This window comes from Geobacillus jurassicus NBRC 107829 (genome assembly GCF_001544315.1).
Classification (GTDB): Bacteria; Bacillota; Bacilli; order Bacillales; family Anoxybacillaceae; genus Geobacillus; species Geobacillus jurassicus.
This window is the reverse complement of record NZ_BCQG01000001.1, coordinates 119,350-142,629: the sequence shown is the minus strand read 5'-3', so window position 1 is coordinate 142,629 and position 23,280 is coordinate 119,350. Positions and strand designations below refer to the sequence as shown.

The window sequence follows — 23,280 nt, the reverse complement described above, 5'->3', positions numbered from 1 at the left end:
CCTTTTCCATGACAAGGAGGGCGGATGATGAAAACGATTGCGGTCGGAACGAAAAACGAAGCGAAAGTCGCCGCCGTTCGGTCTGTGTTCGGGGAGGATTGCCGCCTTGTCGCGCTTGACGTGCCTTCGGGCGTTTCCGCGCAGCCGCTGTCGGATGAGGAGACGCGGCTTGGCGCCATCCAGCGCGCCCAACGAGCGCTCGAAGCGGCGGAGGCGGACATCGGCATCGGATTGGAAGGCGGCGTGATGAAGATCGACGGGCGATGGTGGCTGTGCAACTGGGGGGCGCTCGTTGACCGAAACGGAGTCGTTGTTGCCGCCAGCGGCGCCCGCCTCGTGTTGCCGCCGGATGTCGGCGCCGGGCTGGAGGCAGGGAGAGAGCTTGGCGACGTGATGGAAGAGTACACTGGGCGGCGGAACATCCGCAGGAAAGAAGGCGCGGTCGGCGTGTTGACGAACGGGCGCGTCGACCGTTCGGCGATGTTTTCCCATATCGTTCAGCTTTTGGCCGGCCAATATGAATTTTTTTGTCAAAATGGGTCGTTCAAGGTATGATAAATAAGGAACGGCTGGCAAAGCGGCAGAGGCAGCGCCAAACGTTCTATGAAAAACGCCGCATGAGCATCGTAGGGCATTTTCGGAGCCGGATTCGCCCTTGAACCAGCACCCGCCAAAAGGTGTGAAAGGGAAGGCAAGGGCGTCGGCAGAGCAAGGAGGAAAACGATGGACAGCCGGCAAATGTATGAGAAGATCAAACAACGTCTCGCGGCCCATCCGCACTGGACGTTTCGCTTTGACGCCAAGCAGGAAGCGATGCGCGTGGAAGACCGGCGCACGAAGAAAGGAGTTACGATCTCGCTTCCCGGCGTGATTGCCAAATGGCACGAACAAAAAGATGAGGCCGTGCACGAAGTCGTTTATTATGTAGAGGAAACGCTGAAAACGATGGAAGAAGAGGCCGCGCTTTCCGGGAACGAACGGAACATTTATCCTGTCATTCGCTCGGCGTCGTTTCCGACGGAGACGAGAGAGGGCGTTCTGTTGTTGTACGATGATCATACAGCGGAAACGCGCATTTACTACGCGCTTGATCTAGGCAAAACGTATCGACTGATTGACGAGCGGATGCTCGAGAAAGAACAATGGAGCCGCGAGCGGGTGAAGGAAATTGCCCGCTTCAACGTCCGGTCGCTGCCGACGCCGGTGAAAGAGGACCGGGTGGCGGACAACGTGTTTTATTTTGTGAACACCAACGATGGGTATGATGCGAGCCGCATCTTAAATGAGTCGTTTTTGGCCGATATGCGGGCGCGCATTGAAGGAACGATGGCGATGGCCGTCCCGCATCAAGATGTGCTCATTATCGCCGATGTGCGCAACGACGTCGGCTATGATGTGCTCGCGCAAATGACGATGAGCTTTTTTGCCGGCGGCCGCGTGCCGATCACGGCGCTGTCGTTTTTATACGAAAACGGGAAACTTGAACCGATTTTCATTTTAGGAAAAAAACAGAGAACATAGCGGCAAGGAGGAATGAAGCGATGAACGTGTTTTACAACCGAGAAGGGGTCGGCGACGTGTTGCTTGTATCGCTGAAACCGGTGGCGGATGAGGAACGGACGTTTGTCAGACAAGGCGATGTCGTCCGCATCATTTCTGAACGCAGTGGAGAAACCGTCGGCTATAACATTTTTTCCGCGTCTTTGTACTATCCGTTTTCCGGCAACGGTCCGCTGGAAGTGAATGAGGAGCTCGTCGGCGTCATCAATGACATTTTGGCGAAAAACGGCTTTGACGAACGAATCGAAGCCGACTTGTCGCCGAAATTTGTCGTCGGATATGTCAAAGAAAAAATGAAACACCCAAACGCCGATAAACTGAGCGTCTGCCAAGTCGATGTCGGCGATGAGGTGCTGCAAATCGTCTGCGGAGCGCCGAACGTCGCCGAAGGGCAAAAAGTCGTCGTCGCCAAAATCGGCGCCGTCATGCCAAGCGGCCTCGTCATTCAAGAAAGCGAGCTGCGCGGCGTCGCCTCACGCGGCATGATTTGTTCGGCGCGCGAGCTCGGGCTGCCGAACGCCCCGCAGGAGAAAGGAATTCTTGTGCTATCCGACGAGTATGAGGTCGGCCAGCCGTTCGTCTTTTGACGTTCCAACGGGCGGTGCAGACGGTTTCCGCCTGTTTTTTCGTCACTGGAACGAAGCCAGTGGCGTTTTTTTCCGACCATGAAGGCAAAGAAAGAGTGAAGTGATGGATGAAATTTTGGAAACGATGGCTTCGTTTTCTCACGAGCGAGGAGGAAGAGGAAGGGAACGAACAGCGGACGAACTCCCCTCTGTCGGCTGGCATGTCCGAGCGCGGCGAGGCGCGCGTCATCTACCAATATCCGCAAGGCCGCTTTCGCTTTCCGTTGATTCCGGATGACGAGCTGGTGGAAGAGGGGGAAAGGCCGAGACGGGCGAAAAGCGAGGAATCCGGGCCGCTGCCGAATCGGCGCCCGTCGGCTGGCGCCGCAAAGGTGACGGCGGAAAAAAGGCCGTTCCGCCCATCCGATGTGCCATCCCCGATTTTTGGATATGATCGAAATCGGGGGAAACAGCGGCAACGAGTGGATGAAATCGAGCCGACCGGTGCAGTGGATGCAGAGAGCCAGTGCGGCGGGGCGGTTCGGGAAGAGGCCGTCCGTTGCGAAGCGACATGGCGAGACGTGCGAGAGGACACGGAAAACTGGGCGGCTGAACCGCCAAAAGAAGAAGAGTCTTTGGCCAAGCGGACAGAGGCATGGAGCGAAGAAGATGATGACGCGAGTGGAGCGATGTCCGCGGCTGTTGTGGAGACGGAAGGAAAAGATGGGCTTGCGCCGGCGGCCGGACAGGAGGAAAGCCGCGCCGAGGCGAATGAAGAAAAAGAGCAGGAGCTGGACGAACGAGGCAAAGAACGCGCGCCGCACGAGACAGACGGCGGCTTGGAGAGCGAAGGACGAGGAGTGCCGTCACAGAAGAGGAATGGAGACGGAGAGAGTGCTTCTTCGACAGAACGGCGGGAGACGACCCCGGATCGCGAAATCCGTCACTCGGCGGCGCAAGCCGGCCGGGAGGAGGTTTCCCGCCCCGAACGAACGCGCATCCCGTATAATGTGATCATGTTAAAGCAAGATTGGCGCAAGCTGGAAGAAAAAGCGGCGAATCGATCAAACGGCTATGTACGGCCGCCATTGGCGCTTCTGGAACCGCCCGAGAAAGCGGCCGAACGCGACGAGCAGTGGCTTCGCGACCAATGCCAGCGTTTGGACCGGACGTTTGTGAGCTTCCATATCGGCGCCAAAGTCGTCGAGGCGACGCAAGGACCGACGGTGACGCGGTTTGAAGTGCAGCCGGATTTAGGGGTGAAAGTGAGCAAGATTACGAGTTTAATCGATGATATCAAACTCAGTCTGGCGGCGAAAGATATTCGCATGGAAGCGCCGATCCCGGGAAAACGGACGATCGGCATTGAAGTGCCGAACCGAACGAGCCGTCCGGTGCGTCTAAGGGAAATTTTAGAAAGCCAAGCGTTCCGCGAAAGCCGGTCGCCGCTTACCGTGGCGCTCGGGCTTGACATCAGCGGAGCGCCGGTTGTGACCGACATCCGAAAAATGCCGCACGGGCTGATCGCCGGGGCGACCGGGTCGGGAAAAAGCGTATGCATGAACGCGATGCTCGTCAGCATGTTGTATAAAGCAGCTCCGCACGAAGTGAAATGGCTGCTCATTGATCCAAAAATGGTCGAACTGGCGCCGTACAACGGGCTGCCGCATTTGCTCAGCCCTGTGATCACCGAGGCGAAGGCGGCTGCGGGGGCGCTCAAGTGGGCGGTCGGTGAAATGGAACGGCGGTATGAACAGTTTGTCCACGCCGGTGTGCGCGATATCGAAAAATATAACGACCATCTTCGTGAACGCGGGAGCAGTGAGCCGCCGCTGCCGTACATCGTCATCGTCATTGACGAGCTTGCCGACCTGATGATGGCTGCTCCAGCCGATGTTGAAGAATCGATTTGTCGGCTGGCGCAAAAGGCGCGGGCGTGCGGCATCCATTTGTTGATCGCGACGCAGCGGCCGTCGGTCGATGTTCTCACGGGATTGATCAAGGCGAACATTCCGACGCGCATCGCCTTTTCCGTTTCGTCTCAAGTCGATTCGCGCACCATTTTGGATGTAAACGGCGCTGAACGGCTGCTTGGGCGCGGCGATATGCTGTTTTTGGAAAATGGTTCGGCCAAGCCGGTGCGGCTGCAAGGGTGCTTCATTTCCGATGAAGAAATCGAGCGGGTGGCAGCGCATGTGAAAGCAGAGCAAGGCCCATCCTATCTGTTTGATCCGGACGATTTCCGACAAACGGGGGCGTTTGGCGGCGAGGATGATGAACTGTTCGAGGAAGCGTGCCGGTTTGTCATCGCCCAAGGGGGAGCGTCCACCTCGAGCCTGCAGCGCCATTTCCGCATCGGCTACAACCGCGCCGCTCGGCTGATTGAGATGATGGAGCAGCGAGGACTGATTTCGGAAGCGCGCGGCAGCAAACCGCGTGATGTGTTGATGAGCGAGGACGAGTGGGAGCGCTGGCGCGGGCAGAACAGCTGAGGGCGGGCGGCCTCCTTTGGGCAGGCGGTAGTGTTTTGCCTCCTCACGTGCTATAATGGGGAAATGAACGGTGCACCGCAATGGGAGAAATGGCAAAACGAGATGGATATCATATACTGTCTTACAGAGAGATGATGGTTGGAGGGCTTAGCGATGACAGCTTACCATTTTGTAGGCATTAAAGGCACAGGGATGAGCGCGCTCGCGCAAGTGCTTCATGACCTTGGCTATACGGTGCAAGGGTCGGATGTAGAGAAATGGTTTTTCACGCAAAAGGCGCTTGAAGAGCGGGGGATCCCGGTGCTGCCTTTTTCGAAAGACAATATCCGCCCAGGCTATACGGTCATTGCCGGCAATGCGTTTGCCGATACGCATGAGGAAATCGAGGCGGCCCGTCAACTCGGCGTTCCCGTCATTCGTTACCATCGCTTTTTAGGAGAGTTGGCTGGCCGATTTACAAGCATCGCGGTGACCGGTTCGCATGGAAAAACGACGACGACGGGGCTGCTTGCCCACGTGATGCAAGGAGCCCATCCAACGTCCTATTTGATCGGAGACGGCACAGGAAAAGGGGAGCCAGGAAGCAAATACTTTGTGTTTGAAGCGTGTGAATACCGCCGGCACTTCCTTTCCTACTTTCCAGATTATGCGATCATGACAAATATTGACTTTGATCACCCGGATTATTTTGCCAATGTCGATGATGTATTTTCCGCTTTCCAGCAAATGGCGCATCAAGTGAAAAAAGCGATCGTCGCCTGCGGGGATGATCCGTATTTGCCGAACATTCAAGCGAAAGTGCCGATTTTGTTTTATGGATTCGGGGAGGACAACGATTTTCAGGCGCGCAATGTCGTCAAGACGACGGAAGGGATGGCGTTTGATGTGTTCGTGCGCAACACATTTTTTGCCTCGTTTGCCATTCCGCGCTTTGGCGCTCATAACGTGTTGAATGCTATGGCCGTCGTCGCCCTCTGCCACTACGAAGGGGTGGATGCGGGCACGATCGCCAAGCGGCTGCAAACGTTCCAAGGGGTGAAGCGCCGCTTCAGTGAAAAAACGGTCGGCCGCCAAGTGCTGATCGATGATTATGCCCATCACCCACGCGAAATTACGGCGACGTTGGAGGCGGCAAGGCAAAAATATCCGGGCCGTGAAGTGGTGGCGATTTTTCAGCCGCATACGTATACACGGACACAGACGTTTTTGCGCGAGTTTGCCGAAAGTTTGCAGCAGGCGGACCACGTGTATTTGTGCGACATTTTCGGTTCGGCGCGCGAGCATGAAGGCAAATTGTCGATCCGTGACTTGCAGGCGCAAATCCCGCGTTCCCAGCTGCTCGAGGAACAAAACGTATCCATGTTGAAGCGGCATCAAGATGCGGTGTTGGTGTTCATGGGCGCCGGCGACATTCAAAAGTTTCAGCAGGCGTACGAACGGGCCGTTCTTTCCGCCTGACGGCCGACACGGAACGGGCCGCGGTGAAGATGGCCCGTTTTTTCCTATTTTCAAAAAGCAGGAAGAAACGTTTTCAATGTCGAAGTTTGAATGCAGAAAAAGATGGGTACAAAGGGAATGAAACGTTCGAATGGGCAAGGAGGAAATCCGGTGGAATGGCTTTTGTATGGAAGCGTTGCCCTCATCGCGCTTGCTTTTTTGCTGCTTGTCGTTTACATAGCCAGGACGCTCGTCGTTTTGCAGGAAACGCTGCGCCGGCTGGCGGCGGCGATCAGCCATGCCGATGAACAAGTGCAAACAGTGGCGAAAGAAGTGCATGAGCTTCTCCGCGTGGCCAACGGCATTGCTTTCGATGTGCAAAAAAAAGCAGAAAAGCTGGATGGCGCCGTCGAGGCGGTCGGGGAGATCGGCGGCACGGTCCGCACGCTCAACCGTGCGCTTCGGCAAGCGGCTGCCGCTCTATCGGCCAGGGCGAGCCGAGGACAGGAAAAATGGATGAAGGTGCTGCGCTGGACAAATGTTTTGCTCGATATATGGGAAAAATGGAGAGAAAGAGAACGATTGCATCCAAAGGAGGGAATGCCAAGTGGCAAAAAATAACGGTGGATTTTTGCTTGGAGCGCTTGTCGGCGGCATCGCCGGCGCGGCTGCTGCGCTGTTTTTGACGAGCGAAAAAGGGCGGAAATGGCTGGCTGAATGGAACAACGATGAAACGTGGGAGCCGGTGAAAACAACGGCTGCCGAATGGTTGGAAACGGCGAAAGAGAAAACAAAGGAAATCGCCAGCTTCATTCCGCTGAAAACAGACGAGGCGCCATCCGGCAGGGAAGATGCTGGGGAAGAAACCGAGAAGGCGACGATTCCGATTCCGCCTTCAGCCGGCCCAGCCGACCGGGAAACGCTGCAAAAGCTGCTTGAGGAGGCGGAAGCGGCGTTGGATGATGCCGAGCAAAATCTATCCCCTCGAAAAGAAACGGAGTGAGGAGGATGGGAATGGAGAAGCTGGAGACGATCGAACAGTTTGAACGCGTCATGAACGAAACGGAGCGGTTTTTGTTCATCAAGCATAGCCTCACCTGCCCGATCAGCCAAGCGGCGTTTCGCGAGTGTGAGAAGTTTGCGGCCGATCATCCGGAGCTGGCGGTATATTGCCTGTATGTGCAAGAGGCGCGGCCGCTCTCAACCTATATCGCCGAAACGACCGGGGTGAAACACGAGTCGCCGCAAGTGCTGCTGTTTGAAAACGGCAGCGTCGTCTGGCATGCTTCCCATTGGCGCATTACGTACGACGCGCTCTCGGAGCATGTCGGCGCCTGACCGCCCGCCTGCGGCCGCGGGCGTTTTCTCATCCATTAGTACTTTATCGCTTAAAAGCGTTTAATCAAAAAAGCAAATTTTTCGTGACAACGATAGCTCCATCGATTATAATAAACACTAATTAAACGACTTCGTTCTCCAAGACGGGGGCGCAGCTTGCCGGCGGCCGGCAAGAGGCGAAAACAATGCATTACATTCGGCGAAAGGATGAGGAAAGCATGAGCAATGAGAGATTAGATGAGCTGCGGGCGCGAGTCGATGAGATCAACTTGCAGCTGTTGAAGCTGATCAATGAACGGGGGCGGCTCGTTCAGGAGATTGGAAAAATTAAAGAAGCGCAAGGGACGCACCGCTATGACCCGGTGCGCGAGCGGAAAATGCTCGACCTCATTTCCGAGCATAACGACGGGCCGTTTGAAACGTCGACGTTGCAGCACATTTTCAAGGAAATTTTTAAAGCAGCGCTCGAGCTGCAGGAAGATGACCACCGCAAGGCGCTCCTTGTCTCGCGGAAAAAGCATCCGGAAAACACGATTGTCGAAGTGAAGGGCGAGCGGATCGGCGACGGCAACCAATATTTTGTCATGGGTCCGTGCGCGGTCGAAAGCTATGAACAAGTGGCCGCGGTCGCGGAAGCGGTGAAAAAGCAAGGCATTAAGCTGCTGCGCGGCGGCGCCTACAAACCGCGCACATCGCCGTACGATTTCCAAGGGCTCGGCGTGGAAGGGCTGAAAATTTTGAAACGGATCGCCGATGAGTTTGATTTGGCGGTCATCAGTGAAATCGTCACGCCGGCGGACATTGAAATCGCCTTGGACTACATTGACGTCATCCAAATCGGCGCGCGCAACATGCAAAACTTTGAACTGCTGAAAGCGGCGGGCCAAGTGAATAAGCCGATTTTGCTGAAGCGCGGCTTGGCGGCGACGATCGAAGAATTCATCAACGCTGCCGAGTACATCATGTCGCAAGGAAACGGGCAGATCATTTTGTGCGAACGCGGCATCCGCACGTATGAGCGGGCGACGCGCAATACGCTTGACATTTCGGCGGTGCCGATCTTAAAGAAAGAAACGCATTTGCCGGTGTTCGTCGATGTCACCCATTCAACAGGACGGCGCGATTTGCTCATTCCGTGCGCCAAAGCGGCCTTGGCGATCGGCGCCGACGGCGTCATGGCCGAAGTGCACCCGGATCCGGCCGTCGCCTTGTCCGACTCGGCCCAGCAAATGGATATCGCCCAATTCAACGAGTTTATGGAAGAAGTGCGCGCGTTCCAACGTCAGTTTGTTCAGGCGTAAGACGATCCCCTCGGTTGTTGCCCGAGGGGATTTTTTGATGAGATGGCGAGTGTTGGGGCAAACTACCCGTGAACGGTTTGTGAACAAACCGGCAAAACGGTTGCGATTTCGTTGCGAGTTGGCGATAATGTATCGTATGATAGTTGTACATACATTCGGAATTCACCGGTTACCGGATCGAGTGAAAAGGAGTGAAACGGAATGACCGTAACGATTTACGATGTGGCGCGGGAGGCGAACGTCTCGATGGCGACCGTCTCGCGCGTTGTCAACGGCAACCCGAACGTCAAACCGTCGACGAGAAAAAAAGTATTGGAAGCCATCGAGCGGCTTGGCTATCGCCCAAACGCAGTGGCGCGGGGACTGGCCAGCAAAAAAACGACGACGGTCGGGGTGATCATCCCAGATATTTCGAGCATTTTCTTCGCCGAATTGGCGCGCGGCATTGAAGACATCGCCACGATGTACAAATACAACATCATTTTGAGCAACTCCGATCAAAACAAGGAAAAAGAGCTGCATTTGCTCAATACGATGCTTGCCAAGCAAGTGGACGGCATTTTGTTTATGGGCGGGACGATCACCGATGAGCACGTCGCTGAGTTTCAAAAGTCGTCGGTGCCGATCGTGCTTGCGGCGACGATTGGACCGAATGAGATTCCCTCGGTCAACATCGACTACGAGCAGGCGGCGTTTGAGGCCGTGACGTATTTGCTGGAAAAAGGAAACCGCCGCGTTGTCTATGTGACCGGTCCGACCGACGACCCGATCAACCAGCGGAAGTTGGCTGGCTACCGGCGAGCGCTGGCCGAGCACGGAGCGCCGTATGAAGAAGAGTTCGTCATTGAGGGCGACAACTCTTATGACTCCGGTTTGGAAGCGTACGAGAAAATGGCTGAGCTCGCCGAACGGCCGACTGCGGTGTTTGCCGGAACGGACGAAATGGCGCTCGGCATCATCCATAGCGCCCAAGACCACAGTGTGCGCGTGCCGGATGAGTTGGAAGTCGTCGGCTTTGACAACACAAGGCTGGCGACGATGGTGCGGCCGCGGCTGACGACCGTCGTGCAGCCGATGTATGATATCGGGGCGGTGGCGATGCGGCTGCTCACGAAATATATGAACAAAGAACAAGTCGACAACCATATCGTTGTCTTGCCGCATCGGCTTGAGGTGCGGGAGTCGACAAAATAAGTGAAAAAAGGGCTGGCCTCAAAATGGGGCCAGTCCTTTTTCTTGCCTGCTTCGCTCCATTTTTTTAACGGCGGAAAGCGCCTTGTTTTCGGTGAAACGACCGTTGGACAGGGGAACGGTGCGGCCGGCTCCGGAAACGTAGGAATTTCCATGTTTGACGCAAGGAAGCGGGGAAAAGATCAAGTCCCCGCCCGACGTTGGCTGCGAATGAAATACAACGCTTTTTCCACCGTCTGCGCGTTTTTTTCGCTGATTTCCGCCTTGCGCGGGATCGGCGGATACAAGTTGTCTGGGTCGTCCCACTCAAGCGGCAGCGTGACGGGTGAAAGCGGTTGCCATCGTTGGCGCCAATCATCTGGCAACGGGCCGGACACATCGGCTTGTCCCGTCATCTCGAGCCAAAGGAGCGCCCACGCCCGCGGCACGACGCGCCAGATGTCATAGCCGCCGCCGCCGACGGCGATCCAGCGCCCGTTGCAATATTCATGCGCGATTTGGTGCGCGAGTTTGGGAATGATGCGGTACGTTTTCATCGTCACCGACAAATGGGTGAGCGGGTCGTAATAGTGGGCGTCCACTCCATTTTGCGTTACGATGACATCGGGACGGAAAAAGTCAGCGATCTCTCGGAGCGCGGTCGTGTAGGCATAAAGCCATGACTCATCCTCGGTGAATGCATCGAGCGGGATGTTGAACGAGTATCCATAACCTGCTCCGTGGCCGCGCTCATTGACGTTTCCAGTCCCCGGGAACAGGTAGCGTCCCGTTTCATGAATCGAGAATGTGCAGACGTTCGGATCGTCGTAAAACGCCCATTGCACCCCGTCGCCGTGGTGGGCGTCCGTGTCGACGTACAACACGCGCAGTCCGTATTTCTCCCGGATGTATTGAATGGCGACCGCGCTGTCATTGTAGACGCAAAAACCAGATGCCTTGCCGCGAAAACCGTGGTGCAAGCCGCCGCCAAGGTTGAGCGCATGCTCGGCCGCTCCGGAAAGAACCGCGTCGACAGCGGTGAGCGTGCTGCCGACCAAAAGTGCGCTTGCTTCATGCATGTTCGGAAACACCGGCGTGTCTTCCGTGCCAAGGCCGTAGTTCAGCGCCGCCGCTTCGGACAGCCCGCCGCGCCCGGCCGCTTTCACCGCCTCGATGTATGAGCGGTCGTGAATGAGCGCCAGCTCGTCATCGGTGGCCATGCGCGGAGTGACGATGTGCCGGTCGTCCAAGGCGCCGAGCGTGCGCAACAAATCGTATGTCAGTTTGACCCGCAGCTGATTGAACGGATGGTCGTCATGAAATTTATACTGAAGAAATTGCTCGCTATAGACAAATACGCAGTTTCGGCTCATGACGTAACCCCCGGCAAGTTCGGCCATAGCACGCGATAGCCGGCGTTTTGCAAATCACGGATCAACGGAATCGGGTTCATCGTTTGCACGCGGAACACTAAAATTTTGTAATTCGGATCGCGGTCTGGATAAAGAAGGACGCTGGCGATATTGATATGGCGGCCGCCGATGATGGTCGCTGCTTTGCCGAGCATCCCAGCCTCGTTCGGCACTTTCACCTCGATTTGCGATCCAGGTTGATGAACGCCGGTCAACTCAATGAATGTGCGAAGCAAATCGGTTTGGGTGATGATTCCAACGAGCTTCCCATTGTTTACGATCGGCAGGCAGCCGATTCGATGTTCATAAAAGAGCGCCGCCGCCTCTTCAACAAAATCGAGCGGATGGCCGACGACGACGTCCGTTTTCATCATCGTGCTGACCGGTTTTTGCAAGTCGTCAAGATGTTCGTGAAGATGGAAAATCGATGGGCTGGCATCGCGCAAGTCGCGGTCGGTGACAAGGCCGAGCAAATGCCCTTCATCGTCGACGACCGGAAGATGGCGGATGCGATGATGGCGAAGCAGCTGCAGCGCTTCGGCAATCGTATTGGTAGCGCGCAGTGTGACGACCGGTGTTTTCATCACTTGTTCGACAAGCATCGTTCTCCTCTCCCCTTTGTGCGAGGCATTTAGTACATGTAACGGTTCATAAACCGAAGCCGATCAAACCGTTGAATCGATTCGGCGTCGACCCGTTTGCCGATGCGGACCATCAGGCAGTTTGCCGGGTGGGAGCAAATTTCCGGGTCATCGGTTGCGTACCAGACGAGCCCGCCGGCGTTCATCATTTTCTCCATCACTTTTCGGTACTCCCATACGCTTAGTCCGGTGCCTTTTAGGTCCCAATGCCAATAATATTCCGTGGTAATGATGATATAGTCTTCCATGGCATCGTCCATCATCGAGACGATCAATAAATTTTTTCCGACGCCAAACCCACGGAACTCCGGAATGACTTCAATGGCGCCAAGCTCGATCAAATTTTCCATTTTCCCTTCCGACCAGCGCTCAAGCGGATCGGGATATAAAAACGTGACATAACCGACGATCACCTCGCCGCGGCGGGCAATGATGATCCGCCCTTCCGGCAGCTTGGCGATCTCAATCAACGCTTTGTGCTGTTTGGCAGGTTGGCGGAAGGAAGTTAGGTCATGGTGGAATTCGTAGCTGGCCAACGCTTCCGGCGTCACCGGCCCTTCGATGAGAAGCGTTCCTTTCGGGGTTTTCAGCTCCTTGGCGTTATATGTTTTTTTATGTTCCATTCGGCCACCACCTGAATTGGTCGTTCTTTTACCATTATACATGAAAACATAGTCGGCTGGCGCGGTTCAAAAAAATTTCAAAAAGTGTGGACAAGGAATATTTTAAAAATTGAGAAACTGTTTCGCATCTACTATAATAGAAATGTAATCACTTACATAAGGGGGATCGGAGAATGAAAACGGAACTGCTGCCAGTCGTGCAAGGGGACTACAACTTAAAAAACTATGAAGAAACTTACAAACAGTTTCAATGGTCGGAAGTGGAGAAAGAGTTTTCTTGGCATGAAACGGGACGAGTCAACATGGCATATGAAGCGATCGACCGCCATGCGGAGTCGTTCCGCAAAAATAAAGTGGCGCTTTACTACCGCGATGCTGTGCGGAATGAAAAATATACGTTCAAAGAAATGAAAGAGATGTCCAATAAGGTGGCGAACGTCTTAAAACAGGCGGCTGACATTCAAAAGGGCGACCGCGTGTTTGTGTTTATGCCGCGTTCTCCGGAACTGTACTTTGCCGTGCTTGGGATCATTAAAACCGGCGCCATCGTTGGGCCGCTGTTTGAGGCGTTCATGGAAGGAGCGGTGCGCGACCGCCTCGAAGACAGCGGGGCGAAAGCGATCATTACGACGCCGGAACTGCTGCCGCGCGTGCCGGTCGGCGACTTGCCGGAGCTGAAGTACGTCTTTTTAGTCGGCGACGGCATTGTTGAAGAAGGGCCGTACATCGATTTGAAAAAGCGGATGAATGAGGCAAGCAAGCACTTCGACATCGAATGGGTCGACCGCCAAGACGGCCTAATTTTGCATTATACGTCTGGTTCGACCGGCAAGCCGAAAGGCGTTTTGCACGTCCATAACGCGATGATTCAGCACTATCAAACAGCGAAATGGGTGCTTGACTTAAAAGAGGATGACATCTACTGGTGCACGGCCGACCCGGGGTGGGTGACCGGCACGTCGTACGGCATTTTCGGCCCGTGGCTGTGCGGGGCGTCAAGCGTCATTGTCGGCGGCCGCTTCAGCCCGGACGCTTGGTACCAAACGATCCAAGATTTTGGCGTCACCGTCTGGTACAGCGCGCCGACTGCGTTCCGCATGTTGATGGGCGCGGGCGATGAAGTGGTGAAAAAATACGATTTAAGCTCGCTTCGCCATATTTTGAGCGTCGGCGAGCCGCTCAACCCGGAAGTCATCCGCTGGGGAATGAAAGTGTTCGGCCGCCGCATCCATGATACGTGGTGGATGACGGAAACAGGCGGGCATCTCATTTGCAACTATCCGTGCATGGAAATCAAGCCGGGATCGATGGGGAAACCGATTCCAGGCGTGGAAGCGGCGATCATCGACGACCAAGGAAACGTCCTGCCGCCGTACCGGATGGGCAACTTGGCCATTAAAAAAGGCTGGCCATCGATGATGAAAACGATTTGGAACAACCCGCAAAAATATGAATCGTACTTTATCGGCGACTGGTACGTATCGGGCGACTCGGCTTATATGGATGAAGACGGCTACTTCTGGTTCCAAGGGCGCGTTGACGATGTCATCAACACATCCGGCGAGCGCGTCGGCCCGTTTGAAGTGGAAAGCAAGCTCGTCGAGCATCCAGCCGTTGCCGAAGCCGGCGTCATCGGCAAGCCGGATCCGGTGCGCGGGGAAATCATCAAAGCGTTCATCGCGCTCCGCGAAGGCTATGAGCCGTCCGAAGAATTGAAAGAAGACATCCGCCAGTTCGTCAAAAAAGGGCTCGCCGCCCATGCGGCGCCGCGCGAGATCGAGTTCCGCGACAAGCTTCCGAAAACGCGGAGCGGGAAAATTATGCGCCGCGTCTTAAAAGCGTGGGAGCTCAACTTGCCGACCGGCGACTTGTCAACGATGGAAGACTAAAAACAATCCTAGGCGTCCGGAACGCTCTTGTTCCGGGCGCTTTTGCTTATCGCTGGCTAAAACGTCGGGCTCTTGGCAAAAAAAAAAACGATCCGGGTCGTTTCCCCAGACCGTTTTTAATCATTCACTGCTAGACGGAGAGGAAGAGGGCGGACCGCCATTCTCTTTGTTATCTGAGCCGGCAGGCGGCAGCGAAACGGGATTCGACGGCGCCGATTCCTGTCCGGCGATGTCCACAGCGGTGACGCAATACGTTGCGCCTGGCTGCAATTTGGAAAACGTGGTCGCCTCTCCGGCTTTTACGGTGGCAATGATGCGGCGCGCTCCATTTTCGTTCACTTTATAGACACGGTAGCCGATCACATCCGGCTCGTTATGGCGGTTCCAAATGAGCTGACTGCCGCTCAGGCGGGCCACTGGCGGGGATGGGGGGCGTCCGTTTTCCTTTAATGTGGCCACAACAAACGCGTCGCCAGCCTGCACCTCGCCGTTGATCCCCCAATCGGCGAGCAGCTCTGGATTCACAATGACCTCGCGAGTGACAAACTCTTCCGGAGTCGTTGCAAGCGCCGCATAGCGGCGCCCGCCGATGATGACGAGCCGGCTTTCCATCACTTCCTCGCCGCTTCCTTCCCGCGGCGCAAATTTCGTGTTGTATAAATCGTAGCGGACGAGCCCGGCTTTTTCGCACGCCGCCGACGGGCTGAAGCCGCTCGCGGCGCAATAAGCGCGGCGGACGATGCCGCCCGGCATGAGAAACCGCTTCGGCGGAGCGATGAGCTTCGGATTTTGGTCATAAGCTGCATTCATCAGCTGCGCCCATAACAGCTGGGTGCGCTGGCTGTAGGAAAGCCCTTTGTAGCGAGACTCAAGCGGCGCCGGCTGGTCATAGCCGATCCAAACGCCGAACGTGACGTTGGGATTGACAGCGACAAACCAAGAATCGCGCTTGTCCTGCGATGTCCCCGTTTTGCCGGCCCAGTCGGCGGAAAATTTCAAGTAGCGCGGCACCGATGAGGCCGTTCCGCCGCGAAGCACGTCGCGCATCATATCAATCATCAAGTACGACGTTTGCGGAGAAAACACCGGGACGGGTTTGCTTTCGTGTTCGTAAACGACCTTTCCGTTCTTGTCGACAATCTTCTCAATCATGTAGGCGTCAACGAACGAGCCGTAATTGGCGAACGTCGCATAGGCGTTGACGTTTTCTTCGACCGTGACGCCGATGTGCGTCCCGCCGATCGCCAAAGCCGGATTTGCTTCTTCTTGTTTGGCGACGCTCGTGATCCCCATTTTATGCAAATAGTCGATCGGATGGCGAAATTGGATTCTCATATACGTCCGAATGGCTGGGATGTTGTACGATTGTTGCAACGCATAGCGCGCCGTGACAAGCCCGTGCGTTTTTCCATCGGCGTTTTTCGGCGTATACGAACCGATCGACAGCGGGAGATCAGGAATGATGGTGCCTGGCTGGATGACGCCCATCTCCATCGCTGGTGCGTACACCAAAAGCGGCTTCATCGTTGACCCGTTGGAACGGTGCGCTTGGGTGGCATGGTTCAACTGTTCGCGCTTGTAATCGCGGCCGCCGACGAAACTGATGATTTTTCCGGTTTGGTTTTCGATGAGCATCGCCCCGACTTCGACCGGTTGGCGATGGGCGACCATTTTTCCCGTTTTCTTGTCTTTTGTGTAATACACATTGTCGCTGCCGTAATAGGCGTAACGAGAGGCGATGCGCTGCATCTGCTCATAAATATTCTTGTCGATCGTCGTGTAAATATGGTATCCGCCTTGGCGCAACGCTTTTTCCGCTTCGCTGAGGTAGCGCCGGGAAAGAGCAGAATCGCGCTTCAGCTCTTCCGGCTTATAGCCGTCGCGCTTGGCGAACGTTTCGGCGAGCGCGTCTTTTGCCCGTCTCTCGATTTCCATCGTCAAAAACGGATACCGTTCAAAAGGCGATGGCTTCGGGGCGGCGAAATGCTTCGCCACATCATAGGCAAGCGCTTCCTTGTACTGCCTTTCGGAAATATAGCCGGCCCGTTTCATCCGGTAAAGCACCGTTTTCATCCGCTTCAAGCCCGCCGAGATGTCCGGTTTGACGCTGCCGTCAGCGGCAAACGGGGTGTAGACGAACGGGTTTTGCGGCAGGCCGGCCAAAAACGCCGCTTGTGCGAGATTCAACTCTTTCGCGTTGACGCCAAAAACCCCCTGGGCCGCGGCTTGGATGCCGGCGATGTTGCGCCCCGATGAGCTGCGGCCGAACGGAACGACGTTTAAATATGCCTCTAAAATGTCCTCTTTGGAAAAAAATCGCTCTAGGCGAAGCGAAAGCAGCATTTCCTTCGCTTTTCGCTCAAACGACACCTCGTTCGTCAACATCTGGTTTTTGACGAGCTGCTGCGTAAGCGTGCTCCCTCCGCTTTTGACCGGCGAGTTCGTCAGCTCTTGAAACATGGCGCGGATGACTGCCTTCGGAACGACGCCGTCATGTTCATAGAAATGTTCATCCTCAGTAGCGATCACCGCCTGCACGACATATGGAGAAACGTCGGAAAGGCGCACCGCCTCGCGGTCAAGGTCGGACCGGAACCGCCCTAAATAAACGCCGCCGGCAAAGTACATATGGCTCGTTTCTTCATAACTGTAAATCTCATTTTTCATTTGGTCGAACGAAGGGACTGGCATACCCTTGACCAAAAAGGCAAAATAGCCGGCGCCGGCGCCAATGGCAAAGCAGACGAGGCAGAGTGTGGCGATGAGCAAAATCAAGATGACGTTCCAAACCAAATCGTATGTAAGTGAAAAATAATGCCACGCTTTTTCGAGAGAAAGCCGAAGTTGTTTTTGTTTCATGCCGGGCCCCCTATGCGGTGAATCATTATCTTAAGTATACCATAGGAAGGCGCATCATTTGTGGAATTTTGCCGATTTTTCGCCGCTTATGGCGAAAAACGCAGGAGTTGACAACGGGCATATCGATATGGTAAAAGAGTGTATATAATTTCATACGACAAAGCAAGGACGGGAACAAGTAGCGGCTGTCTCCCTGGTGCAGAGAGCTGGCGGACGGTGCGAGCCAGTCCATAGGCAGGCGCGAATTACCTCCCTGAGCAGCGGTGGCAAACGGTTTTGGTGCCTAGTAGTCACCCGCCGGCCGGCGCCGTTATCCAAATGAGTGGGAAAGCATCAAGCTTTCTAAGTAGGGTGGTACCGCGACGAACACTCGCCCCTTCATGACGGGCGGGTGTTTTCTTTTTCATGACATTCATTCATAGAGAGGTGAAGGACATGGATTTGCTTGCGGAACTGCAATGGCGCGGGCTCGTCAACCAAACGACGGATGAAGACGGGTTGCGCAAGCTGTTGAATGAGGAGCGGGTGACGCTCTACTGCGGGTTTGACCCGACGGCGGACAGTTTGCATATCGGCAACTTGGCCGCCATTTTGACGCTGCGCCGCTTCCAGCAGGCGGGGCACCGGCCGATCGCCCTAGTCGGCGGGGCGACGGGGTTGATCGGCGACCCGAGCGGGAAAAAAAGCGAGCGCACGCTCAATGCCAAAGAAACGGTTGAGGCATGGAGCGCGCGCATTAAAGAGCAGCTCGGCCGCTTTTTAGATTTTGAAGCGGACGGCAATCCGGCAAAAATCGCCAACAACTACGACTGGATCGGGCCGCTTGATGTCATCACGTTTTTGCGCGATGTCGGCAAACATTTCAGCGTCAACTACATGCTGGCGAAAGAGTCGGTGCAGTCGCGCATCGAAACGGGCATTTCGTTTACCGAGTTCAGCTATATGATGCTGCAGGCGTATGACTTCCTGAAGTTGTACGAGACGGAAGGCTGCCGCCTGCAAATCGGCGGGAGCGACCAATGGGGCAACATTACGGCGGGGCTTGAGCTCATTCGCAAAACGAAAGGCGAAGCGCGGGCGTTCGGTTTGACGATCCCGCTTGTGACGAAAGCGGACGGCACGAAATTCGGGAAAACGGAAAGCGGCACGATTTGGCTTGATAAAGAGAAAACGTCGCCGTATGAGTTTTATCAGTTTTGGATCAATACCGATGACCGCGATGTGATCCGTTACTTGAAGTACTTTACATTCCTGTCGAGAGAGGAAATCGAAGCGCTTGAACAAGAGCTTCGTGAGGCGCCGGAGAAGCGGGCGGCGCAAAGAGCGCTGGCCGAGGAAGTGACGAAGCTCGTGCACGGCGAAGAGGCGCTCAGGCAGGCGATCCGCATTTCTGAAGCGCTTTTTAGCGGCGACATTGCCAATTTGACAGCGGCGGAAATTGAGCAAGGGTTCAAAGACGTGCCGGCGTTCGTCCATGAAGGGGGCGACGTTCCGCTCGTCGAGCTGCTCGTTTCTGCCGGCATCTCGCCATCGAAGCGGCAGGCGCGCGAAGATATTCAAAACGGCGCCATTTACGTCAACGGCGAGCGCATCCAAGACGTCGGGGCCGTCTTAACGGCGGAACACCGCCTTGAAGGGCGGTTTACGGTCATCCGCCGAGGCAAGAAAAAATATTATTTGATCCGCTACGCCTAAACAAAAAGATCCGAAATGCATCGGCATTTCGGATCTTTTTGCGCATTAACGCGAGTAGAACTCGACGATGAGCGCTTCGTTGATTTCCGCCGGCAGTTCGGAACGCTCCGGCCAGCGGGTGTACGTTCCTTCCATTTTTTCCGGATCGAACGTCAAGTAGTCCGGAACATAGTTGTTCACTTCAAGCGCTTCTTTGATCACTTGCAAGTTGCGCGATTTTTCGCGAACGGCGATCGTTTGTCCCGGTTTGACGCGGTACGACGGGATGTTGACGCGGCTGCCGTCCACCAAAATGTGGCCGTGCGTCACGAGCTGGCGGGCTTGACGGCGCGTGCGGGCCAACCCTAAACGATAGACGAGGTTGTCCAAGCGCGATTCTAACAAAATCATGAAGTTTTCGCCGTGTTTGCCCGGCATTTTGCCCGCTTCTTCAAACGTTTTGCGGAATTGGCGCTCGTTTACGCCGTACATATGGCGCAGCTTTTGCTTTTCTTGCAGCTGCAAGCCATATTCCGACAATTTCCGCCGCTGCCCCGGACCGTGTTGGCCAGGCGGATACGGACGTTTTTGCAATTCTTTCCCCGTGCCGCTCAACGAGATGCCAAGGCGGCGGGAAATTTTCCACATTGGGCCAGTATAACGAGCCATTCGTTGCTCCTCCTTACGCTTTTATTCCCGTAAAATAAAAGCAGATGTGCGCCAACAATTATGGCCATTTTGTTTTCATGCATCCTCGCTCTCGCAGCTAAGAGTTACACGATGCACCTCGGCGGGCCGAGGAACAAAATGAACCATAAAGGTGGGCACAAAGGCTGCTATATTTTACACAAAAGCTATTATATGATTTTTAGAGGATAAAGTCAACATTTTGTTTCCCTTCTTCTCTGTTTGTATGGTATAATAAAAGATGCAATTTTTAGAAAAAATTTATCATCCCATTCTCTCGTTTGGAATGATGAGGCAGGTTTGGGTGGAAAAGGCGATGAACAAGGAAGACATGAAGCGGTATGAAGCATTTAAACAAAAATTTTTCCACTGGTTTTTAGCGTTTCAGGACGATGGGCCGTTTTCGGCGGCGGCGGGCGAGCTGCTCGCGCTGCTGAAAGAAGAGCTGGCGCTCGAGCAAGCCGTTTTTTATTTGTACGACCCGGTGCGGGCGGCCTTTTATCCGGAAGCGGCCGCGGTTGGGACGCCGGACGCTGGGCTGATCGCGGCTGAAGGAGAGCGTGAAGTTGTGGTTGTCGATGCCGGTGGGCCGCATATGGCGGCCCGGCTCTTTTTCATGCTTTCCGATGAGGCGCCGGCGATGGTCGAGCTTGTGTATCGAAAAGACGGTGGTTTTGACGAGCGGTTGTTGTTGGAGATCCGGGCGGATTTGGCGCGATTGTTTCGGAAACTTAGCGCGGTGCTGCAAGGGGCGGGCGAAGAGAAACGGTATGGACAGCTGCATCGCTTCGCCGCGAAAATTCATTCCTCGATGCATATCGATGATGTGCTTGAAGAAATTATCCGCACGCTGCAAAACGTCTATCCATCGTTCACCTACCACCTTCTGTTGTCGCACGACAACGATCTGCGCGGAAATTTGCCGATCAAAACGCTTGCATTGGATGAAAGCGAAAAACAGACGGCGGCGTTGCGGGCGTTTTTGACTGGACAAGTGCAATGCGAGGAGATGGAGGCGCCGCCGCGCTCGGTGCTGTACGCCCCGATTAAAGGGGGGCAGGCGGTGTATGGGGTAATTCAAATTATCGCCCCGTATGCTGCGCCCTTTCCAAAACGGGAGATTCATTTTATTTCTCTGTTGGCGAGCACGGCTGGAAGCGCTCTTGAGAACGCCAAATTGTATGAGCAGTCGCGCCGGCTTGTCGCCGATTTGCAGCTCATCAACGACACGATGCGCCAATTGAACGCCCGGCCGCGGCTTCATGAAGCCATTGAGTACATGGTATCGCAAATCCAACAATCGTTCGGCGCGGATGAAGTCGGTTTTTTCTTGTTTACGGACGGCAAGCGGGAGCTTTTGCCGGGCAGCACGCCGTTTTTTTTTCGATAAGGAGTCCGCGCCGTATGTCGACTGGGTGGAAAACCGGCGCCAAAGCGACAATGACATTTTATTTGCCGGCGATGTGTGCTCCGCCTTTGGGCCGTTTCGTTCCATCATGGCGGCGCCGATGCAGCAGAACAAGGAAACGAAAGGATTGTGCATTGCGCTCGCCTGTGAACCATACCGCTTTACGTTTGAGATGTTTAAGCTGTTGGAGTCGCTCGTTCAACATTCAACGCTGGCGTTTATGAACGCGATGTTGCGCGAGGAGCTCGAGAAGCTGGTGATCACCGACTATTTGACAAAGCTGCATACGCGCCGCTATTTGGACGAGGTGATCCAAACATCTATGAGCTCGGATGCATCCGGGGCGCTCATTTTGTTTGACATCGACAACTTTAAGCAAATCAACGATGTGTACGGCCATCAAACGGGCGATGGGGTGCTCATCCAAGTGGCTGAGACGATGCGCGCCAACATTCGCGATGGCGATGTGGCGGCGCGTTGGGGCGGGGAAGAGCTGGCGGTGTATTTGCCGAAAGTGCCGCTGTCTGACGCCATTTCGATCGCCCGCCGCATCACGGAAAAAGTCAGGGAACAAACGGTTCCGACGGTGACCGTTTCGTGCGGCGTGTCATGGTGGGAGCGTCCAGGCTGCGAGAATGCGGAGCAGCTGTTCAAACGGGCGGACGCCGCGCTTTATATGGCGAAAGAGACGGGGAAAAACTGTATTTTCGTGTACGACGACTGCCATTTGTATAAAGTGTAAAAAAGGAATCCGGACAAGCGGATTCCTTCTTCGCGCCTGGCGCGCTTTTTTTCGTCAGCTGGAAATGAGCACGCTGGCAAACTGCTCCAAGCAGCGGCGGTCGATGTCATCGAAGCGGTTTTTCACCGGGCTGTCAATGTCCAAGACGCCGATGACGCGGTTGTCTTTCATGAGCGGCACGACGATTTCCGATTGGGACGCCGCATCGCAAGCGATATGGCCTGGAAATTGGTGAACGTCGGGAACGACCACCGTCCTCCGTTCGGCGGCCGCTGTGCCGCACACGCCTTTGCCGAACGGAATGCGCACGCAGGCCGGCAAGCCCTGGAATGGGCCAAGCACAAGCTCGTCGCCGTCCGCGAGATAAAACCCGACCCAGTTGATGTCGGACAAGAATTGATTGAGCAAGGCGGCCGCGTTCGCCAAGTTGGCGATGAAATTTCGTTCCCCGGAAATGAGCGATTTCAGCTGCTCGATGACGAGCGCGTAATTTTCTTCGCGTGTCCCGCTGTAAGCAATCGGACGAAACATAGCACTGGCCTCCTTTTTCATCATGATTGGAGCAGAATCTCTCACCTCGACATCCATCAGGATGCGAGCGGGGAAATGGATGATTCGCCTCTGTTTTATGACGGCTGCGGGCGGTTGTCAACCGAAAGCGCCTCACGGTCCATCATCTCACGTCCTTGGTGCAAGTCGGCGGCACGGTGGGCGTCGGATCCATATACGATCGGGATGCCTCGACGCCGCGCCTCGGCGATTACGCCGCCCGGCGGATACGGCTCCAAGCAGAGCGGTTTGGCGGCGCCGGCGCCGTTGTAGTCCAATTCATAGCCGAACTGCTTGATGTCATCGAGAATGGCAACAATCCACTCATCCATTGGTTCCAAGCATGGGAAACGGCGTTGGAACTTGCGCACAAGCGTCATATGGCCGATGCGTTTCGGCTTGTAGCGGCCAAGCTCCGCGCGGATCGATTGCCGCACCGTTTCGTAGTAGGCGCGGTGGACGCGTTCGACCGATCCGAACAAACGGATGATATCAGCGAACATATCTTCGCTGTAATCAAGGCATACATATTGTCCTTCGTGGGCCAAAAAGTGAACCGATAAAATGCTGTCGTCAAGCAGCGGACCGACTTCGTCGAGCAGGCGGGTCGTTTCTTCCTCAAAGCCAGGGATAAAATCGACTTCCAGCCCGATGCGAATGACAATGTCGTTTCGGTAGCGGGCTTTCACCTCAGCGACAGCGTGCAAATAGCGCTCAAGCTGGCCAAGCTCCATCGAGCAGTCTTGGTTTGGCGTCGGATCGATAAACCGCTCGGGAAGCGGGGCATGCTCCGTAAAGGAAATGTCTGTATAGCCAAGGCTGATCGCGCGCTCTACATAGGCCTCAAGCGGATCTTGGCTTCCGTGCGGACAAAACGGCGTATGAATATGCCCGTCGCGCATGATCGATTTTCCTCCTTTCTCCCTTATGTA

At 55.2% G+C, this 23,280-nt stretch carries 19 protein-coding genes, 1 pseudogene and 1 other annotated feature; of the genes and pseudogenes, 13 read left to right on the top strand and 7 right to left on the bottom strand.

Annotation, left to right across the window (positions count from 1 at the left end; translation table 11 throughout):
• Positions 1–27: 27 nt before the first annotated feature.
• The 10 genes from GJ1_RS00670 (at position 28) to ccpA (ending at position 9,888) form a co-directional block, all read left to right on the top strand.
• Positions 28–555, top strand: a complete 528-nt coding sequence (locus GJ1_RS00670) for a DUF84 family protein (RefSeq protein WP_066227054.1) — start codon at positions 28–30, stop codon at positions 553–555.
• Positions 556–723: 168 nt separating this feature from the next.
• On the top strand, positions 724–1,521 hold the full coding sequence (locus tag GJ1_RS00665; RefSeq protein WP_066227051.1) for a DUF1444 domain-containing protein: 798 nt from the start codon (positions 724–726) through the stop codon (positions 1,519–1,521).
• Positions 1,522–1,541: 20 nt separating this feature from the next.
• Positions 1,542–2,147, top strand: coding sequence for a YtpR family tRNA-binding protein (ytpR, locus tag GJ1_RS00660; RefSeq protein WP_066227048.1), 606 nt, complete (start codon positions 1,542–1,544; stop codon positions 2,145–2,147).
• A gap of 107 nt (positions 2,148–2,254) precedes the next feature.
• Positions 2,255–4,618 carry a DNA translocase FtsK gene (locus tag GJ1_RS00655; protein ID WP_066227045.1) on the top strand — a complete coding sequence of 788 codons (2,364 nt, stop codon included), beginning with the start codon at positions 2,255–2,257 and terminating at the stop codon, positions 4,616–4,618.
• A gap of 153 nt (positions 4,619–4,771) precedes the next feature.
• Positions 4,772–6,076 (top strand): UDP-N-acetylmuramate--L-alanine ligase, encoded by a 1,305-nt coding sequence (gene murC, locus GJ1_RS00650; RefSeq protein WP_066227042.1) that lies wholly within the window; start codon positions 4,772–4,774, stop codon positions 6,074–6,076.
• A 150-nt stretch (positions 6,077–6,226) separates the two neighbouring features.
• Entirely contained in the window at positions 6,227–6,676 is a 450-nt protein-coding gene (locus GJ1_RS00645; protein WP_066227039.1) for a DUF948 domain-containing protein, read from the top strand.
• Positions 6,663–7,058 (top strand): hypothetical protein, encoded by a 396-nt coding sequence (locus GJ1_RS00640; RefSeq protein WP_066227036.1) that lies wholly within the window; start codon positions 6,663–6,665, stop codon positions 7,056–7,058. Before GJ1_RS00645 ends, GJ1_RS00640 begins: the two co-directional genes overlap by 14 nt.
• A gap of 5 nt (positions 7,059–7,063) precedes the next feature.
• A complete protein-coding gene (gene ytxJ, locus GJ1_RS00635; protein ID WP_066227034.1) occupies positions 7,064–7,393 on the top strand; it encodes a bacillithiol system redox-active protein YtxJ in 330 nt (109 codons plus the stop codon).
• 218 nt (positions 7,394–7,611) lie between these two features.
• On the top strand, positions 7,612–8,694 hold the full coding sequence (locus tag GJ1_RS00630; protein WP_011232285.1) for a bifunctional 3-deoxy-7-phosphoheptulonate synthase/chorismate mutase: 1,083 nt from the start codon (positions 7,612–7,614) through the stop codon (positions 8,692–8,694).
• Between the two features lie 201 nt (positions 8,695–8,895).
• Positions 8,896–9,888: a catabolite control protein A gene (gene ccpA / locus GJ1_RS00625; protein ID WP_066227031.1), complete on the top strand. Its 993-nt coding sequence runs from the start codon at positions 8,896–8,898 to the stop codon at positions 9,886–9,888.
• 179 nt (positions 9,889–10,067) lie between these two features.
• On the opposite strand, the gene GJ1_RS00620 is transcribed toward ccpA, so the two are convergent.
• From GJ1_RS00620 to GJ1_RS00610, 3 genes are read right to left on the bottom strand one after another with little or no spacing between them, the layout of a single operon-like run.
• Positions 10,068–11,237 (bottom strand): acetoin utilization protein AcuC, encoded by a 1,170-nt coding sequence (locus GJ1_RS00620; RefSeq protein ID WP_066227028.1) that lies wholly within the window; start codon positions 11,235–11,237, stop codon positions 10,068–10,070.
• Complete coding sequence (locus GJ1_RS00615; protein WP_066227026.1) at positions 11,234–11,878, bottom strand: acetoin utilization AcuB family protein; 645 nt, start codon at positions 11,876–11,878, stop codon at positions 11,234–11,236. The genes GJ1_RS00620 and GJ1_RS00615 overlap by 4 nt, the downstream gene beginning before the upstream one ends.
• 29 nt (positions 11,879–11,907) lie before the next feature.
• Positions 11,908–12,540: a GNAT family N-acetyltransferase gene (locus GJ1_RS00610; protein ID WP_066227022.1), complete on the bottom strand. Its 633-nt coding sequence runs from the start codon at positions 12,538–12,540 to the stop codon at positions 11,908–11,910.
• 173 nt (positions 12,541–12,713) lie between these two features.
• On the opposite strand from GJ1_RS00610, the gene acsA reads away from it, so the two are divergent.
• Positions 12,714–14,429, top strand: a complete 1,716-nt coding sequence (gene acsA / locus GJ1_RS00605; protein ID WP_066227019.1) for an acetate--CoA ligase — start codon at positions 12,714–12,716, stop codon at positions 14,427–14,429.
• A gap of 120 nt (positions 14,430–14,549) precedes the next feature.
• On the opposite strand, the gene GJ1_RS00600 is transcribed toward acsA, so the two are convergent.
• On the bottom strand, positions 14,550–17,288 hold the full coding sequence (locus GJ1_RS00600) for a transglycosylase domain-containing protein (RefSeq protein WP_066227017.1): 2,739 nt from the start codon (positions 17,286–17,288) through the stop codon (positions 14,550–14,552).
• Between the two features lie 156 nt (positions 17,289–17,444).
• Positions 17,445–17,669, top strand: a binding site (T-box leader).
• Between the two features lie 54 nt (positions 17,670–17,723).
• On the opposite strand from GJ1_RS00600, the gene tyrS reads away from it, so the two are divergent.
• Positions 17,724–18,983 (top strand): tyrosine--tRNA ligase, encoded by a 1,260-nt coding sequence (gene tyrS, locus GJ1_RS00595; RefSeq protein ID WP_066227013.1) that lies wholly within the window; start codon positions 17,724–17,726, stop codon positions 18,981–18,983.
• A gap of 45 nt (positions 18,984–19,028) precedes the next feature.
• On the opposite strand, the gene rpsD is transcribed toward tyrS, so the two are convergent.
• Positions 19,029–19,631: a 30S ribosomal protein S4 gene (rpsD, locus tag GJ1_RS00590; RefSeq protein WP_066227011.1), complete on the bottom strand. Its 603-nt coding sequence runs from the start codon at positions 19,629–19,631 to the stop codon at positions 19,029–19,031.
• Between the two features lie 334 nt (positions 19,632–19,965).
• Here rpsD and GJ1_RS00585 point away from each other — a divergent pair.
• Positions 19,966–21,799, top strand: a pseudogene (locus GJ1_RS00585) (sensor domain-containing diguanylate cyclase).
• A gap of 54 nt (positions 21,800–21,853) precedes the next feature.
• Here GJ1_RS00585 and msrC read toward each other — a convergent pair.
• Both msrC and hisJ read right to left on the bottom strand, forming a co-directional pair.
• Complete coding sequence (gene msrC / locus GJ1_RS00580) at positions 21,854–22,330, bottom strand: free L-methionine (R)-S-oxide reductase MsrC (RefSeq protein ID WP_066227008.1); 477 nt, start codon at positions 22,328–22,330, stop codon at positions 21,854–21,856.
• 95 nt (positions 22,331–22,425) lie between these two features.
• A complete protein-coding gene (gene hisJ, locus GJ1_RS00575) occupies positions 22,426–23,250 on the bottom strand; it encodes a histidinol-phosphatase HisJ (RefSeq protein ID WP_066227005.1) in 825 nt (274 codons plus the stop codon).
• Positions 23,251–23,280 lie beyond the last annotated feature (30 nt).

Coding starts and splice junctions, on each gene's coding strand:
- GJ1_RS00610 (WP_066227022.1), bottom strand. CDS start 12,540: ATGGAACATAAAAAAACATATAACGCCAAGGAGCTGAAAACCCCGAAA.
- msrC (WP_066227008.1), bottom strand. CDS start 22,330: ATGTTTCGTCCGATTGCTTACAGCGGGACACGCGAAGAAAATTACGCG.
- ccpA (WP_066227031.1), top strand. CDS start 8,896: ATGACCGTAACGATTTACGATGTGGCGCGGGAGGCGAACGTCTCGATG.
- GJ1_RS00615 (WP_066227026.1), bottom strand. CDS start 11,878: ATGCTTGTCGAACAAGTGATGAAAACACCGGTCGTCACACTGCGCGCT.
- acsA (WP_066227019.1), top strand. CDS start 12,714: ATGAAAACGGAACTGCTGCCAGTCGTGCAAGGGGACTACAACTTAAAA.
- tyrS (WP_066227013.1), top strand. CDS start 17,724: ATGGATTTGCTTGCGGAACTGCAATGGCGCGGGCTCGTCAACCAAACG.
- GJ1_RS00620 (WP_066227028.1), bottom strand. CDS start 11,237: ATGAGCCGAAACTGCGTATTTGTCTATAGCGAGCAATTTCTTCAGTAT.
- GJ1_RS00670 (WP_066227054.1), top strand. CDS start 28: ATGAAAACGATTGCGGTCGGAACGAAAAACGAAGCGAAAGTCGCCGCC.
- ytxJ (WP_066227034.1), top strand. CDS start 7,064: ATGGGAATGGAGAAGCTGGAGACGATCGAACAGTTTGAACGCGTCATG.
- murC (WP_066227042.1), top strand. CDS start 4,772: ATGACAGCTTACCATTTTGTAGGCATTAAAGGCACAGGGATGAGCGCG.
- GJ1_RS00655 (WP_066227045.1), top strand. CDS start 2,255: ATGAAATTTTGGAAACGATGGCTTCGTTTTCTCACGAGCGAGGAGGAA.
- GJ1_RS00600 (WP_066227017.1), bottom strand. CDS start 17,288: ATGAAACAAAAACAACTTCGGCTTTCTCTCGAAAAAGCGTGGCATTAT.
- GJ1_RS00665 (WP_066227051.1), top strand. CDS start 724: ATGGACAGCCGGCAAATGTATGAGAAGATCAAACAACGTCTCGCGGCC.
- ytpR (WP_066227048.1), top strand. CDS start 1,542: ATGAACGTGTTTTACAACCGAGAAGGGGTCGGCGACGTGTTGCTTGTA.
- hisJ (WP_066227005.1), bottom strand. CDS start 23,250: ATGCGCGACGGGCATATTCATACGCCGTTTTGTCCGCACGGAAGCCAA.
- GJ1_RS00630 (WP_011232285.1), top strand. CDS start 7,612: ATGAGCAATGAGAGATTAGATGAGCTGCGGGCGCGAGTCGATGAGATC.
- rpsD (WP_066227011.1), bottom strand. CDS start 19,631: ATGGCTCGTTATACTGGCCCAATGTGGAAAATTTCCCGCCGCCTTGGC.